Source organism: Flagellimonas algarum (assembly GCF_040513375.1).
GTDB classification, from domain to species: domain Bacteria; phylum Bacteroidota; class Bacteroidia; order Flavobacteriales; family Flavobacteriaceae; genus Flagellimonas_B; species Flagellimonas_B algarum.
This window is the reverse complement of record NZ_JBEVTG010000001.1, coordinates 1,176,485-1,191,048: the sequence shown is the minus strand read 5'-3', so window position 1 is coordinate 1,191,048 and position 14,564 is coordinate 1,176,485. Positions and strand designations below refer to the sequence as shown.

The following is a 14,564-nucleotide window of genomic DNA, read 5'->3' as shown; positions in this document are numbered from 1 at the left end:
TTGACCGTTCAAAATTAACAAAAGACCGGGGTTCAAAACGTACCCGGATTGTTATTTTTCGATTTCCAAAAGAATCGGACAATGGTCACTATGTTTGGCTTCCGAAAGGATCACGGAGCGCTTTAATCGTTCCTTGAGGGACTCATTGACCATACCATAATCCAAGCGCCATCCTTTATTGTTGGCCCTGGCATTGGCCCGATAGCTCCACCACGTGTAATTGTGCGGTTCCGTATTGAAATGTCTAAAACTGTCGATAAACCCGCTTTTGATGAAATTGCCGATCCACTCCCGTTCTACAGGCAAGAAACCCGATACGTTTTTGTTGCGTACGGGGTCGTGGATATCAATGGCCTCATGGCAAATATTGTAATCGCCACAGACCACCAAGTTTTCCCTGGTCTTGCGTAATTCATCGGCATATTTTTGAAAATCGGCCATATACATCAACTTATGATCGAGTCGGGCGATATTCGTTCCTGATGGCAGGTACATGCTCATCACGGAAAGGTCACCGAAATCGGCTCGGATGTTCCTTCCTTCGAAATCCATATAATCGATTCCCGTGCCATATTCTATATGATCGGGCTCCGTTTTACAGAGCAGGGCTACCCCGCTATACCCCTTTTTCTGGGCGCTGAACCAATAATGGTACCGATAGCCTGCTGCTTCGAATAAGGAAACGTCGACCTGTTCTTTCATGGCTTTGGTCTCTTGCAAACAGACCACATCGGGCCCGACACTGACCAACCAATCGATAAACCCTTTGTTCAGAGCGGCGCGGATGCCATTAACATTGTAAGAGACGATTTTCATACGGAAGATTTGCCCTAAAAATAGCTATTTTTGAGACGAATCTTTCCGCTTTTATGAGAGCCTTTTTACTTTGTTGTACCCTTTTGTTTTCTTTTTGTTCAGTAACCGCACAACAAGATTCGATCAACGCCCTTGACGAAATCGTATTGTTGGAGAACCTCATCCAGGATAAGGCGGAGGGCATTACCCCCTCGGCCAAGGTCGGCTTGGCCGAATTGGAACGTTTCGGCCCTTCCGATTTCGCTTCCGGTATCAACCAAATCTCTGGGGTTTATCTGCTTTCAGGAGCGTTGAATACCAATCGGATCACCATTCGTGGAGTCGGTGCGCGAACACCCTTCTCGACGGATAAGCTTCGCATGTATTTCAATGGTATACCCGTGACCGATGGAACCGGCGTGTCGACCATCGAAGCCTTTGATTTCGAAAATTTAGGAAGTATCGAAGTGATCAAAGGCCCAAAGGGAACGACCCTGGGATCGAATCTAGGGGGCGCGATCGTTCTGAGCACCCAGCCTCCGCAGGTAGGCCGCACCTTGATCCGCAATTCGTTCACCGTTGGTTCGTTCAATATGTTGAAGAACAATTTGTCGTTCAAGCATTCGGAACGCAATTTCAATCTGAACCTGAGCTATAACCATTTTGAAACTGATGGCTTCCGTCAAAACAACAGCTTTGAACGTGATGGCATCCTATTGACCTCGGCCCTCCGGATATCGCCAAAGGACAAACTCGATTTCTTGCTCAATCACATCGATTATACGGCAGGTATACCCAGTACCTTGAATGCCACCGATTTTCGGGAAGATCCAAGACGGGCCGCGGCCAATTGGTTGGCTGCCCGTGGTTTTGAGGCCAACGCCTATACCCTGGTCGGGATTTCACATACCCATACCTTTTCTTCGGCTTTGGATATTACCAACAGCATCTTCTACACCTACCTCGATCATTTTGAGCCCCGCCCTTTCAATATTCTGGATGAGTTCACCAATGGGTTCGGGTTTCGTTCGGTAATCGATGGCACCCTTTTCAAAGGCAGCTTCGTCCTCGGTTCCGAATTGTACAAAGACGAATACAATTGGAGTACGTATCAAAATCTATTCAGGGACAACAACGGAAATGGGAGTCTTCAAGGAGAGCAATTAAGCCTGAACAAGGAATTCCGGACCCAACTGAACCTTTTTGCCTCGGTTACCCAACCCATCGCTACCCGATTAACGGCCCAATTAGGACTGAGCTTGAACAGCACCACTTATGATTTTCGTGACCTGTTCAACACCGGGGATACCAACGGTTCGGCCGAACGTGACTTCGACCCCATTCTTTTGCCCAGTGTCGGATTGTGGTACCAATTGAACAAAGGCAGTTTGTATGCGAATTATAGCAGGGGTTTTTCGAATCCGGGCTTGGAGGAAACCCTGACCCCTGACGGGGTGATCAACCCAGACATCGAGCAAGAAAAAGGCAGCAGTTTGGAACTGGGCGGGCGGTTTTCGGCCCTCAATGACCGTCTCACCCTTTCGTTTGCCCTGTACCATATGCGGATCAAGGATCTACTGGTCGCAGAACGGATTACCGAAGATCAATTTATAGGACGGAATGCCGGGGAAACCGAACATCAAGGCCTCGAAATCGATGCCCGCCTCCGATTGGACCTCGGAAACCGGACCCAACTGGTCCCCTTTATCAGTTACACCTTGAACGACCATCGATTTGTTGATTTTGTAGATGGTGATGATGATTTTTCGGGCAATGCCCTGACCGGTGTTCCGAACAATCGGGTACAGTCGGGAATAACCTTAAGGCATGCGGCGACTTTTACCTTAACCCTGAACCACCAATACGTGGATCCGATCCCCTTGACCGATGGCGGTAACCTACAAAGTGAGTCCTTCAATGTTTTTCGGGTCAATACCCGATACCGCTTTGACTTGGGTAAAGGATTCAAGATCGGGGTCAACGCGGGAGTCAATAACTTGTTCGACACGAACTATGCCCAATCGGTCTTGATCAATGCTGTTGGGTTCGGCGGCAATGCCCCAAGGTTCTTCTATCCGGGCGATGGCCGTAACTACTATGGTGGGGTACAACTCGCATACCGGTTCCCCTAGTTTTGTATTGACCTGTCGAAACCTTATTTTTAGGTCTGGTTCACCATGCTAAAAACCAGACGAATGAAAATGACATCCTTTATTCCGGTCATAGGCTTCACCATTATGGCCCTATCCTGTAGCGATCAAGAATTCGCTACTACAATAGCCTCACCAGATGCTTCGAATAGCATCGACTTCTTTTTGGATGAATCGGGTGCCGCCTTCTATACCGTTTCACATCTTAATGAAATGATCATCGATACCTCATCGCTTGGTTTTGAATTCAAAGATCAAGAAACGCTTCGGAAAGGACTCAAAATTTCCGGGGTCGAAACCAATACGGTCGACGAGACTTGGGAAATGCCTTGGGGGGAGCAGCGCACAGTCCAAAATCACTTCAACATGATGAAGGTCACCTTGGAAGAAACGACGGCCCCCTTACGAAAGATAGAAATCCATTTCAGGGCCTATGATGATGGGGTCGCTTTTCGCTACCGTTTGCTTGAACAGGATGGGGTAGATAGCGTGGTGATCATGGACGAGCATACGGAGTTTCAATTGACCGGAGACCATACAAGCTGGTGGATACCGGGTGATTGGGATATCTACGAACACCTGTATAATACCACGAAAGTGTCGGAAATCGACGCACTTTCAAAAAGGGATCATCCGAATTTGGCGGCGACCCATATCCCAGAGAACGCGGTAAACACACCTGTAACCATGCGCACGGCATCAGGGCTCCACCTCAGTTTTCATGAAGCCAATCTCACCAACTACCCGGGCATGACCTTAAAGGTCGACACGGAAGACTTGGCACTCACCAGTGAATTGGTAGGTTCGGAGCGTCAAGGCCACAAGGCAAGGGTCGAATTACCGTTCAGCACCCCATGGAGAACCATACACATTGCCGACAAGGCTACTGAACTTATCGAGTCACGTTTGATCGAAAACCTTAACGAACCTAGTGTTTTGGGTGATGTTTCTTGGTTCACCCCTATGAAATATGCTGGCATTTGGTGGGAAATGCATGTCGAAAAAGGTACTTGGGATTATGGTATGGAGCTCGATGAAAATGGCGTATGGCAAGATGTTGGTAAAGCCCATGGAAAGCATAGTGCGACCACTGAAAACACCAAACGATATATCGATTTTGCAGCGGCCAATGGTTTAAAGGGTGTTTTGGTGGAAGGATGGAATACCGGATGGGAACGATGGATCGGCTTTGAAGACCGCGAAGGTGTATTCGATTTCGTGACGCCTTATCCCGATTATGATATTCAGGCCTTGGCTGCATATGGAAAAGAAAAAGGGGTCGAACTTATCATGCACCACGAAACCTCCGCCGCGCCGCGCACTTATGAGCAACAATTGGATACCGCCTATCAATTAATGAAAGACATGGGCATCCATTCAGTGAAATCGGGCTATGTGGGCAAAATCATCCCTAAAGGGGAATTCCACCACGGGCAGTGGATGGTCAACCACTATCGAAAGGCATTGGAAAAAGGGGCCGAATATGAGGTAGCCATCAACGCCCATGAGCCTATTAAAGGAACGGGCTTACGCCGCACCTATCCGAATGCGATATCGCGGGAAGGATTGCGCGGCCAAGAATTCAACGCTTGGGCGACCGATGGGGGCAACCCGCCCGAACACCTGCCCATAGTAGCCTTCACACGTATGCTGGCCGGCCCGATTGATTTTACCCCGGGGGTTTTTGACATTGGTCTGCCTACTAAACCCAACAACCAGATCAACACCACCTTGGCCCAGCAATTGGCTTTGTATGTGGTCATTTACAGCCCGATACAAATGGCCTGTGATCTACCCGAAAATTATGCCGGACAGCCCGCCATGCAATTCATTCGTGACGTTGGGGTCGATTGGGAACAGAGCAAGGTATTGAACGGTGAGGTAGGTGATTTCGTCAGCATTGCCCGTGAGGAGCGGGAAACCGGAAATTGGTTTTTGGGCGCGATTACCGATGAAAATGCCCGTGAAATTACTGTTGATTTTGATTTTCTAGAAGCTGGAAAAACCTATAAGGCACTAATTTATCGCGATGCCGATGACGCCCATTTTCGCGATAAACCCGAAGCCTTGATCATAGAGAATATGGATATCGATGCCTCGACTTCCAAAACGTTCCGCCTCAAGGAAGGGGGCGGCTTGGCCATAAGCTTGTTAGCGGAATAAAAAAAATGGCGCCGATCGGCGCCATTCCTTTTTCTGATCCATAGCAATGATCAGTTCAAATCAAAGCGATCAAGATTCATCACCTTGTTCCAAGCTTTGACGAAATCATTCACGAATTTTTGCTTCGCGTCACCGGCACCATAGACTTCGGCAATGGCACGTAGTTCGGTATTCGATCCAAAAATCAAATCGACACGGGTAGCCTTCCATTTCAGATTACCTGAAGTACGATCAACACCCTCGAACACTTCCTCTGTAGCGTCAACAGCTTTCCACTCCGTTTCCAAATCCAACAAATTCACGAAGAAATCGTTCGACAAGGTTTCCGGTTTATGGGTGAATACCCCATTATGTGATTTGTCGGCATTCGTATCAAGAACGCGCATACCGCCGACCAAAACGGTCATTTCAGGAACGGTCAAGGTCAATAATTGGGCCTTATCGACCAACAATTCCTCGGTCTTTACGCTATACGAACCTTTCAGGTAATTCCTGAACCCATCGGCCACTGGCTCCAATACATCGAAAGATTCGGAATCGGTCATGGCGTCCGTGGCATCGGTCCTACCTGGAGTAAAGGGCACGCTAACTTCAAAACCGGCATCGGCCGCGGCTTTTTCAACGGCAGCGCAACCTCCAAGGACGATCAAATCGGCCATGGAAACTTCTTTTCCAAAATTAGCTTTAATGCCTTCAAGGGTTTCCAAAACCTTCACCAATTGTGCTGGGTTATTGACCGCCCAATTGTTCTGTGGTGCCAAGCGAACACGGGCTCCATTTGCCCCACCCCTGAAATCGGAACCCCTAAAGGTCGAAGCAGAGGCCCAGGCCGTACTCACCAATTGCGATACTGAAAGTCCTGAAGACAACAGTTGGTCTTTCAAGGTCGCGATATCGGAATCGTTGATCAATTCATGGCTGACCTCAGGTACGGGATCCATCCAGATCAATGGTTCTTTCGGTGCTTCCGCTCCCAAATACCGTTGGATCGGTCCCATGTCTCGGTGGGTCAATTTGAACCAAGCTTGCTGATAGGCCTTTTGGAACTCCGCAGGGTTTTCCAAAAAGTGTCTTGAGATTTTCTCATATTCGGGATCGAAGCGTAATGAAAGATCCGTGGTCAACATAAAGGGATCGTTCTTCTTCGCTGCATCGTGGGCATCAGGGAACGTTCCGGCTCCGGCGCCGTCCTTCGGTTTCCATTGATGCGCACCTGCTGGACTTTTGGTCAACTCCCAGTCGTATTTAAAGAGGTTTTCGAAAAAGCGGTGGCTCCATTGTGTTGGGGTTTCCGTCCAAGCACCTTCCAATCCAGAGGTAATGGTATCGGCCCCTTTACCGGATCCGAAATTGTTTTTCCAACCCATACTCTGCATTTCGATCGAGGCTCCTGCAGGCTCCGCTTCGATGAATTCGGCATCGCTGGCCGCACCGTGGGTTTTTCCAAAAGTGTGTCCACCGGCGATCAAGGCAACGGTTTCATAATCGTTCATGGCCATTCGACCGAACGTCTCACGGATATCATGCGCCGCGGCAAGAGGATCCGGATTAGCGTTCGGGCCCTCCGGGTTGACGTAGATCAACCCCATATGGGCAGCACCGACGGTACGTTCCAATTCGCCATTCTCGGCATAACGTTCTTTGTTGCCCAACCACTCTTTTTCGACACCCCAATAGATATCTTCTTCTGGTTGCCAAATATCTTCACGCCCTCCTGCGAAAGCGAACATGGGTAAGCCCATACTTTCGTGGGCTACGTTCCCGGCCAAGATCAAAAGATCGGCCCATGAAATCTGCTTCCCATACTTTTGCTTGATAGGCCATAACAGCAGTCGTGCCTTATCAAGGTTGGCGTTGTCAGGCCAACTGTTCAAGGGTGCGAAACGTTGTGCTCCGGTTCCCCCACCTCCACGGCCATCCGAAATGCGATATGTTCCGGCCGCATGCCAGGCCATTCGGATGAAAAAAGGTCCGTAGTGACCGTAATCGGCCGGCCACCAGTCCTTGCTATCGGTCATCAAATCGGTCAGATCTTTTTTGACGGCCGCTAGGTCCAAGTTCTTAAATGCTTCTGCATAATCGAAGTCTTCATCCATGGGATCTGCCAGGTTCGAGTGCTGACGAAGGATGTTTAGGTTCAGGGAGTTCGGCCACCAATCGCGATTGGTCGTTCCCCCTCCGGCGGCTTGTTGCAATTCGCCATTCAAAAATGGACATTGGCTAGCATCGCCACTACCGTTGTGATTAGGATCCATGTGTATAGTGTTTTGATTAAATTCCGAACTAAAAGTACACAGACATGGCTTAAAAAAGTGGGAGCCCCCATCTAATTGTATTATGCGTATATCGATTTTGGCTATGTTGCAAAGATATCCTATCGATTTTAGTTATTTTTAGCTGCACGGCACCAAAATTCCCGTGGCTTATCCTTATGCCCAAATCGAAGAAAAAACGAAAATTCAAAAAACGGGAATTCAGCACACTGGTGACCCTTGGGGCCATATTCCACTTCATAACCTATTTGTATTATAACCACACCTTTTATAGCGACTCCCTGTTTTGGTCAACGGCCATCTTGATGGGCATATTGGGTGGTTTTTACCTATTCAAGGCCCTGCGTTTACACAAAGATTCGAGTTATAGAAAAATCAAAGGGGGCAAACTTCAGGCCTTGAAGGGCGGGCTGTTTGTTATCTTATGTATCGGGGCTTTGGTCATCTTTGGAAACCTCATCAATGGCTCGGTTTTAGGGTTGAATTATTGGGCAAAAAGCGCCCTTTCACAGCAAACGGAATATGCGATTACCGATATCGTTTCGTATCGAAGCTATGGACGAAGAAGGAGTTTGGCACTCAAACGACCAAGGGTTTATTTTGCCCAAGATGGGCAGAAAACCTCCTATTTATTGCCCGAACGCTACGATTCGAAAAAAGACTATTCGGTGTTCCATACCCTGCAATTGCGAACCGCTAAAGGGTTCTTCGGTTTCGAAGTCATAGAATCATATCAACTACTACCTTAATCGTGATATGCTTGATTTTCGACCCCTATTGGTAAATACCGTATCTTTTTTGAATATTCTTTGCCAGGATGAATGACAGCACTTACTTATCTTATGTGTATAGCATTGCCAGCTTGTTGAACAAGGAATTTTCGTTGCATGCCATCTTGCGTAAGTCCTTAGAAAAAACGGCGGAACTCCTGCATATGGAAACCGGTTGGATCTGGCTGACCGAACCCGACAACCGCTCGGTGTATTTGGCCGTTTCGCATAATCTTCCCCCTGCGCTTGGCAATCATCCCGAACGGCTTTCCGGTTGGTGCTATTGCATCAAACACTATTTCTCAGACGAAATCGATCAGGCGACCAACATCAGTGAGATCGCTTGCTCGCGCTTGGAAGATATCAAGTCAGGAACCAATGACCTGAAATTCCATGCCACCATTCCGATCATCAGCAACAACCAAAAAGTCGGGTTGATCAATTTACTGAGTAAGGAAACCCGAAAATTGAGTGAAAACGAACTGACCTTGCTCAATACGATTAGTGAGTTGGTGGGTACGGCCATACAGCGCAGCCGGATGTATGGATCCCATGGCTCAGACCGAACCCAAGCCGATCAACCGATACAAACAGTGTCAAAGAAAGTGATCCTTCCGCGCCTGAGAGCCATTATCGAAGCTTTGGAATCCCCTGATCGCGCACAGGCCGATCCATTGCAACAGGCCAAGACCTTGAAAGCACAACTCTTGGGCATATTGAAGGAAACCGAAAACCTGGATCGCGACGGATCCACTGACAGCAGCTTCGACTATCCTGAATTGCCGATAACGAAACGTGAACTTCAGGTTTTGGAGCACATCAGAACGGGCCTGACCAATGAGCAAATCGGCCAACAATTGTTCATTACCGAAAGAACCGTCAAATTCCATATCACCTCCATCCTATCCAAATTAAATGCCAAGAACCGCACCGAAGCGGTCGATATCGGACTTCGCCGTGGGCTGCTCAGTAATTGACCTGAACTAAAGTACAGGTTGTTTTCTGTACTTAAGATCGTTTGAACGAGCCTCATGCCAGCAGAACTTTGTGGTCAACTTCAAAACAGTAGCTTATGAAAACGAACATCTATTTGGAACATGTAAACATCACCGTGAGTGACCTTCAACAAGCCATTGACTTTTTTCAAACCGCCTTTCCGCATTTTAAGATCCGTGGAGCGGGCAAGGAGCTCAGGGAATGGGTACACCTCGGCGACGACCATACCTACATTGCCATCAACCAAGCCGATACCCCTACCCAAGTAGCGAAAAACTATGATAAATCAGGGATCAACCACATCGGATTCGTGGTGCCCAACGTAGCTGAAATTGCCGAAAACCTATTGCGCAAAGGGTACAAAAGGGATTATCCGAAAGCGGAAGAAGAATTCCGAATCCGTGATTATTTTGCCGATGCCGATGGCAATCAATTTGAATTCGTGCAGTATCTTAGTGAGGTAGCTGAAGAAAGGAACCAATATTCCCTAACGAACGAATGACAATGTACCACATACCGACTTATGGCCGCCTGTTCTTATGTATTCTGTTAATGGGTACGAGCGTATTCGCCCAAACTAAGCCCACTTCCCAGTTCCAAACCTTGGTTTGGGCCGATGAATTTGATGGTGAAGGTGCCTTGGATACCGAGAAATGGTTTCACCAGACCCAATTGCCCCCGGGTGGGAATTGGTGGGGTGGACTGATCCAACATTACACCGATCGGGTCGAGAATTCGTTCCAAGCCGATGGGCAACTGCACCTGGTAGCCAAAAGAGAACGATTTACGGATCAAGGAAATACCAAAAACTTCACGGCGGCGCGTTTGAATTCAAAATTCGCCTTTACCCACGGTCGGGTCGAGATCCGGGCAAAGTTGCCGAAAGGAGTGGGTACCTGGCCTGCTATTTGGATGTTGAATACCAATATCGACGAAGATGGGGCCTATTGGGACAACCAAGGATTGGGAACCGTAAAGTGGCCGTATTGCGGTGAGATCGATATTCTTGAGCACTGGGGGCGCAATCAAAACCAGGTTTCAAGTGCGGTACACAACGGAGCCAGTTTCGGTGATCAGGTCAAAAATGTCGGAGGAAGACGGATTGAAGCGGTTTCGGATACCTTCCACACCTATGCCCTGGATTGGAACGAAGATCGCATGCTGTTCAGTATCGATGGCATTGTACACTACACCTATCGTCCTGAAGAGAAAAACCAGAATACCTGGCCCTATAATAGCGACTACTACTTGATCTTGAACATTGCCATCCTTCCTGAAATCACCGATGATTTCACTGAAAGCGAGATGGTGGTCGACTATATTAGGGTTTATCAGTAGCAGCTCCAAGGAACCCTACCAGACCTCAACCCATTCGTGAATAGACGATCATCGCCAATCCGGAAATAAAGCATAGGAACATCAGGGCTATCAAAGGATCCGTGCCTTTGGGGGCCCCTTTGAATTCTTTCCAGATAAAAACCCCCCACGCCGCGGCGACCATGGTCGCTCCTTGTCCAAGACCATAGGAAATGGCGAATCCGGCTTTTTCGGAAGCGATCAAACTGAAGGCCATACCGATACTCCAAATCAACCCTCCCAAAATACCGATCAGGTGTAACTTCGGACTTCCTTTGGCGAGATAATCCCGATAAGTCACTTTGGAGCCCGTTATCGGTCTATACATGAACCAGCTATTCCACAAAAAATTCGAAACCAAAATCCCCAATGAAAAAACGAATACCGAGCTATAGGGGGTAAACAATCCGCCTTCAGGATTCACGAAATCAATTGAGGTCGATGCCGCCACGAACCTGAAAAAGAACCCCATCAACACCCCTCCTGAAATCGCCAGTAACAATCCTTTGGTCGTCGCTTTTGCCTTTTGATCGGCAATGCGGCGGTAGATCAGGGCGTCGATAACAATAGCCAATACCACCAAGAAAACCCCTAAGAACAACCAAAAAGGATCTCCGATAGGATTGGCGACATAATTGACCACCACGCCCAATACCAACGCGATACCGATTCCGACCGGAAAGGCTACCGCCATACCCGCGATGGCAATTGCCGCCACAATCAACAAATTGGCTAGATTAAATAGGACCCCTCCAATAAATGCCGAGAGATAACTGGATGTGTCAGCTTGTTGCAGGTCGTGCAAAAAAGGTCGGCCCGCCTCACCTTGACTCCCCAAAGTCAGCCCGAATAGCAGGGTCAGTATTACGATACCGAGTACATAATCCCAATAAAACAATGGGAAACCCCACGATTTCGACGCTAGTTTTTGGGTGTTGGCCCAGGAGCCCCAACACAACATGGTAACAACGCATAAAAGAACGGCTAGGGCATAGGTTGATGGAATGAACATATGGTTTTGTTTTAATCGGTCATTACAAGATCATTACGGGTCGGAGCCGAATTTTGGGCCCCTAAAATCCCCACGGCGTAAGCCGCGGCGGCATTGGCGAAAATAACGGCATTCTGCATGGATTTGCCCTCGGCCAAGGCAACCACCAAGGCGCCATTGAAAGTGTCACCGGCAGCAGTGGTATCGACCACTTTCACTTTTGGGCAAGGAATCAATCCTTCCCAATCCGAAGTACAGACGAAGGCCCCCTGCCCACCCATGGTGATGATGACATTCGCAACCCCTGCATCGCGCAGGTAATGCGCCGCTTTGGAAGCACTGGCGCTATCGGAGACTTTGATACCGGTCAGCGACTCGGCCTCGATGGCGTTGGGTGTGATCAAAAACAACGCCTCCAAAACGGTTCTCGATAGTGGTTTGGCCGGGGCGGGGTTTAAGACGAATCGGAATCCCAAGTCGTTTCGCAATCGGGCGACATGCTCGATCAGCACCATTGGGCTCTCTAGCTGCATGAGTACGAATGCACTCGATTTAATTCGATCCAAAGCCGGTTCCAAATCCGACTCGATCAGTCGGTCATTGGCACCAAGGGCCACCCCAATGGAATTTTCACCTTTAGCATCGACCATGATCAACGCCACCCCTGAGGGAGCATTGGGATCCGTGGTGATATAGGAGGTATCGATTCCGTGTCGTGATAGATCGGATATCGCCTGTTCTCCGAACGGGTCGTCGCCTACTTTGGCGATGAAAGTGACATGACCCCCTAGCTTGGCCGCGGCAACGGCTTGGTTGGCCCCTTTACCTCCTGCTTTCATTTCGAATTGCCCGCCGATTATGGTTTCACCTGGGGCAGGCAGGTGTTCGGTCTGCAAGACCATGTCGGTATTCGAGCTTCCGATAACAGTGATATTTTGGTGGTCCATGTTGATTTGTAAAAAAATGTTTAATATTGCACAATCGATTGCGCAATTTAGCAAACTCTGGTTTACCGACCAAATTTTTAGGATTCGGTAGGCTGAAAACAAGAATCAGGAATGACACTAAAAGAACTTGCCGAGACCCTGAATATGTCGACCACAACGGTCTCACGGGTATTGAACGGGCAGGAAAAAAAGTACCGGATCAGTGACAAGACCGCCATGAAAGTCAGGGCCTTGGCCAAAGACCATCAATTTACCCCAAACCAGGTCGCACGTAACCTTCGTTTACAGAAGACCAATACCATTGGGCTGGCCATTCCTGATATTTCAAATCCTTTCTTTGCCAACCTGGCCAGGACCATCGAATTGGAACTCCGTAAATTTGGTAAAATGGTGTTGTTGAGTGACACCAAGGATGATACCGAACTTGAAAAGGAATCACTTTCCTTGTTGTTGGCCCGCAAGGTCGACGGCTTATTGGTGGCCCCTGTGGGCAAACAATGGGACCATCTCCATGCGATTTCAGAGGTACCGATGGTCTTGATCGACCGCTTTTCAGAAACAGGAAAACTTCCTTATGTCACCACCGATAACTTTGCCGGTGCCTATGAAGCGACTTCCTATTTGATCCAAAAGGGCCATCGAGCCATTGCTTGTATTCAAGGAATCCTTGGTACGACCTCAAACGACAAACGCGTTGAAGGGTACGTGAAGGCCATGAGCGACCATGGCCTATCAGAACACATCCAAGTGTCGGGAGATGATTTTAGCATGCAGAACGGTTATCAATGTACCCAAACCCTTTTGGCTAAACAAGACAGACCCACAAGCCTCTTTGCCTTGAACAACCAAATCGCTATGGGGTGCATGCAGGCCCTAAAGGAACATCGCATCGATATCCCCGGGCAACTCTCCTTGATCTCTTTCGACGACCAGCCGTTTTTCGATCTTTTATCACCACCCTTGACAGCCATCAAGCAGCCCATGGCGCAAATCGGGTCCGTCGCCGTACGCAGCCTGCTTGAACTTTTGGAAAATGAAAAGCCGGCCACCCACATGTTGAAACCTGAATTCATAGAACGGCAATCCGTTGCCCCATTATACACGCAGTCATGATCAAATATCTCTTGAAAACCGAACACAAAACAGTTCTTGCCCTCCTCCTATCTTTGGGCATCCAACAAGGCATCGCACAGACCCCGATCATCTTCGATACCGATTTCGGAGGCGATGCGGATGATCTTGGCGCATTGGCCATGCTGAACCACTTTCAAAATAAAAAGGAAATCAACCTCCTGGCCATCATGTGCTGGAACCGGGAAACCTACGCGGTAAGTGCTATTGACGCCGTCAACACCTACTATGGCAATCCTGATGTGCCTATTGGTTTTGTCGGTGGTGCGGTCACCCATACCGATTGGAACCACAATAAGGTCTTGGCCGAAAATTTGCCGTACGATGCCTCTTACGAAGCGGTACCCAATACGACCGAATTGTATCGAAAGCTACTAAGCGAAGCCGATGATCACAGCGTAAAGATCGTTACCGTCGGCCCCTTGCTCAACATCAAGAATTTATTGGAATCTGAAGCCGACGATATCGTTTCATTAAACGGCAAGGAATTGGTGGCCCAAAAGGTGCAAGAATTCGTTATCATGGGTGGTCAGTTTCCGGAAGGTAGTCGTAAAGAGTGGAACTTTGATGGCAATATGCCTGGAGTCACCCAATTCGTACTGGCCGAAATCCCGGTTCCGATAACGTATTTGGGCTATGAAATCGGGGTAAACCTGCGGACCGGTGAGGTATTCAATTCACTGGACAAAAACTCGCCGCTTTATTTGGGCTTCTACCACTTCAGTAAATACGCCCCTTGGATGAAACATCAATTCAAGGGGAAGATCTATGATAATGCCACCTATGATCAAACGGCGGTATTATATGCCGTTCGAGGGGGTGTCGACACCTATTGGAGTCGCATCGGTAATGGCATTTGTGTGCCAGATCATGAAGGAAGGAACACTTGGAAAAACGATCCTTCGGCCCAGCAGTCCTATTTGGTCTTGAATTGGCCGAAAGCGCGAATGGAAGAAGCATTGGAAGACTTTATGTTAGGTAAATTTTAAATT

General features: G+C 48.4%; 12 protein-coding genes. 8 read left to right on the top strand and 4 right to left on the bottom strand.

Annotated features, from left to right (window positions below):
* Positions 1–51 precede the first annotated feature (51 nt).
* Positions 52–816 (bottom strand): exodeoxyribonuclease III, encoded by a 765-nt coding sequence (locus tag ABV409_RS05475; RefSeq protein WP_353876536.1) that lies wholly within the window; start codon positions 814–816, stop codon positions 52–54.
* A 53-nt stretch (positions 817–869) separates the two neighbouring features.
* Between ABV409_RS05475 and ABV409_RS05470 the strand changes: the two genes are divergently transcribed.
* Both ABV409_RS05470 and ABV409_RS05465 read left to right on the top strand, forming a co-directional pair.
* A complete protein-coding gene (locus ABV409_RS05470; RefSeq protein ID WP_353876535.1) occupies positions 870–2,927 on the top strand; it encodes a TonB-dependent receptor family protein in 2,058 nt (685 codons plus the stop codon).
* 63 nt (positions 2,928–2,990) lie between these two features.
* Positions 2,991–5,108 (top strand): glycoside hydrolase family 97 protein, encoded by a 2,118-nt coding sequence (locus tag ABV409_RS05465; RefSeq protein WP_353876534.1) that lies wholly within the window; start codon positions 2,991–2,993, stop codon positions 5,106–5,108.
* A gap of 50 nt (positions 5,109–5,158) precedes the next feature.
* On the opposite strand, the gene katG is transcribed toward ABV409_RS05465, so the two are convergent.
* Positions 5,159–7,363 (bottom strand): catalase/peroxidase HPI, encoded by a 2,205-nt coding sequence (gene katG / locus ABV409_RS05460; protein ID WP_353876533.1) that lies wholly within the window; start codon positions 7,361–7,363, stop codon positions 5,159–5,161.
* A 176-nt stretch (positions 7,364–7,539) separates the two neighbouring features.
* On the opposite strand from katG, the gene ABV409_RS05455 reads away from it, so the two are divergent.
* The 4 genes from ABV409_RS05455 to ABV409_RS05440 all read left to right on the top strand — a co-directional run bounded on the left by ABV409_RS05455 (position 7,540) and on the right by ABV409_RS05440 (position 10,485).
* Entirely contained in the window at positions 7,540–8,130 is a 591-nt protein-coding gene (locus ABV409_RS05455; RefSeq protein ID WP_353876532.1) for a hypothetical protein, read from the top strand.
* A 68-nt stretch (positions 8,131–8,198) separates the two neighbouring features.
* Positions 8,199–9,128 carry a LuxR C-terminal-related transcriptional regulator gene (locus ABV409_RS05450; RefSeq protein ID WP_353876531.1) on the top strand — a complete coding sequence of 310 codons (930 nt, stop codon included), beginning with the start codon at positions 8,199–8,201 and terminating at the stop codon, positions 9,126–9,128.
* Between the two features lie 95 nt (positions 9,129–9,223).
* A complete protein-coding gene (locus ABV409_RS05445) occupies positions 9,224–9,649 on the top strand; it encodes a VOC family protein (protein WP_353876530.1) in 426 nt (141 codons plus the stop codon).
* Complete coding sequence (locus ABV409_RS05440; RefSeq protein ID WP_353876529.1) at positions 9,646–10,485, top strand: glycoside hydrolase family 16 protein; 840 nt, start codon at positions 9,646–9,648, stop codon at positions 10,483–10,485. The genes ABV409_RS05445 and ABV409_RS05440 overlap by 4 nt, the downstream gene beginning before the upstream one ends.
* Before the next feature lie 25 nt (positions 10,486–10,510).
* Here the strand turns inward: ABV409_RS05440 and ABV409_RS05435 are convergent, their stop codons facing one another.
* Positions 10,511–11,515, bottom strand: a complete 1,005-nt coding sequence (locus ABV409_RS05435; RefSeq protein WP_353876528.1) for a multidrug DMT transporter permease — start codon at positions 11,513–11,515, stop codon at positions 10,511–10,513.
* Between the two features lie 11 nt (positions 11,516–11,526).
* Positions 11,527–12,441, bottom strand: coding sequence for a ribokinase (gene rbsK / locus ABV409_RS05430; protein WP_353876527.1), 915 nt, complete (start codon positions 12,439–12,441; stop codon positions 11,527–11,529).
* Positions 12,442–12,552: 111 nt separating this feature from the next.
* Between rbsK and ABV409_RS05425 the strand changes: the two genes are divergently transcribed.
* Together ABV409_RS05425 and ABV409_RS05420 are read left to right on the top strand one after the other, a co-directional pair.
* Positions 12,553–13,554 carry a LacI family DNA-binding transcriptional regulator gene (locus ABV409_RS05425; RefSeq protein ID WP_353876526.1) on the top strand — a complete coding sequence of 334 codons (1,002 nt, stop codon included), beginning with the start codon at positions 12,553–12,555 and terminating at the stop codon, positions 13,552–13,554.
* Positions 13,551–14,561 (top strand): nucleoside hydrolase, encoded by a 1,011-nt coding sequence (locus ABV409_RS05420; protein WP_353876525.1) that lies wholly within the window; start codon positions 13,551–13,553, stop codon positions 14,559–14,561. Before ABV409_RS05425 ends, ABV409_RS05420 begins: the two co-directional genes overlap by 4 nt.
* Positions 14,562–14,564: the final 3 nt, after the last annotated feature.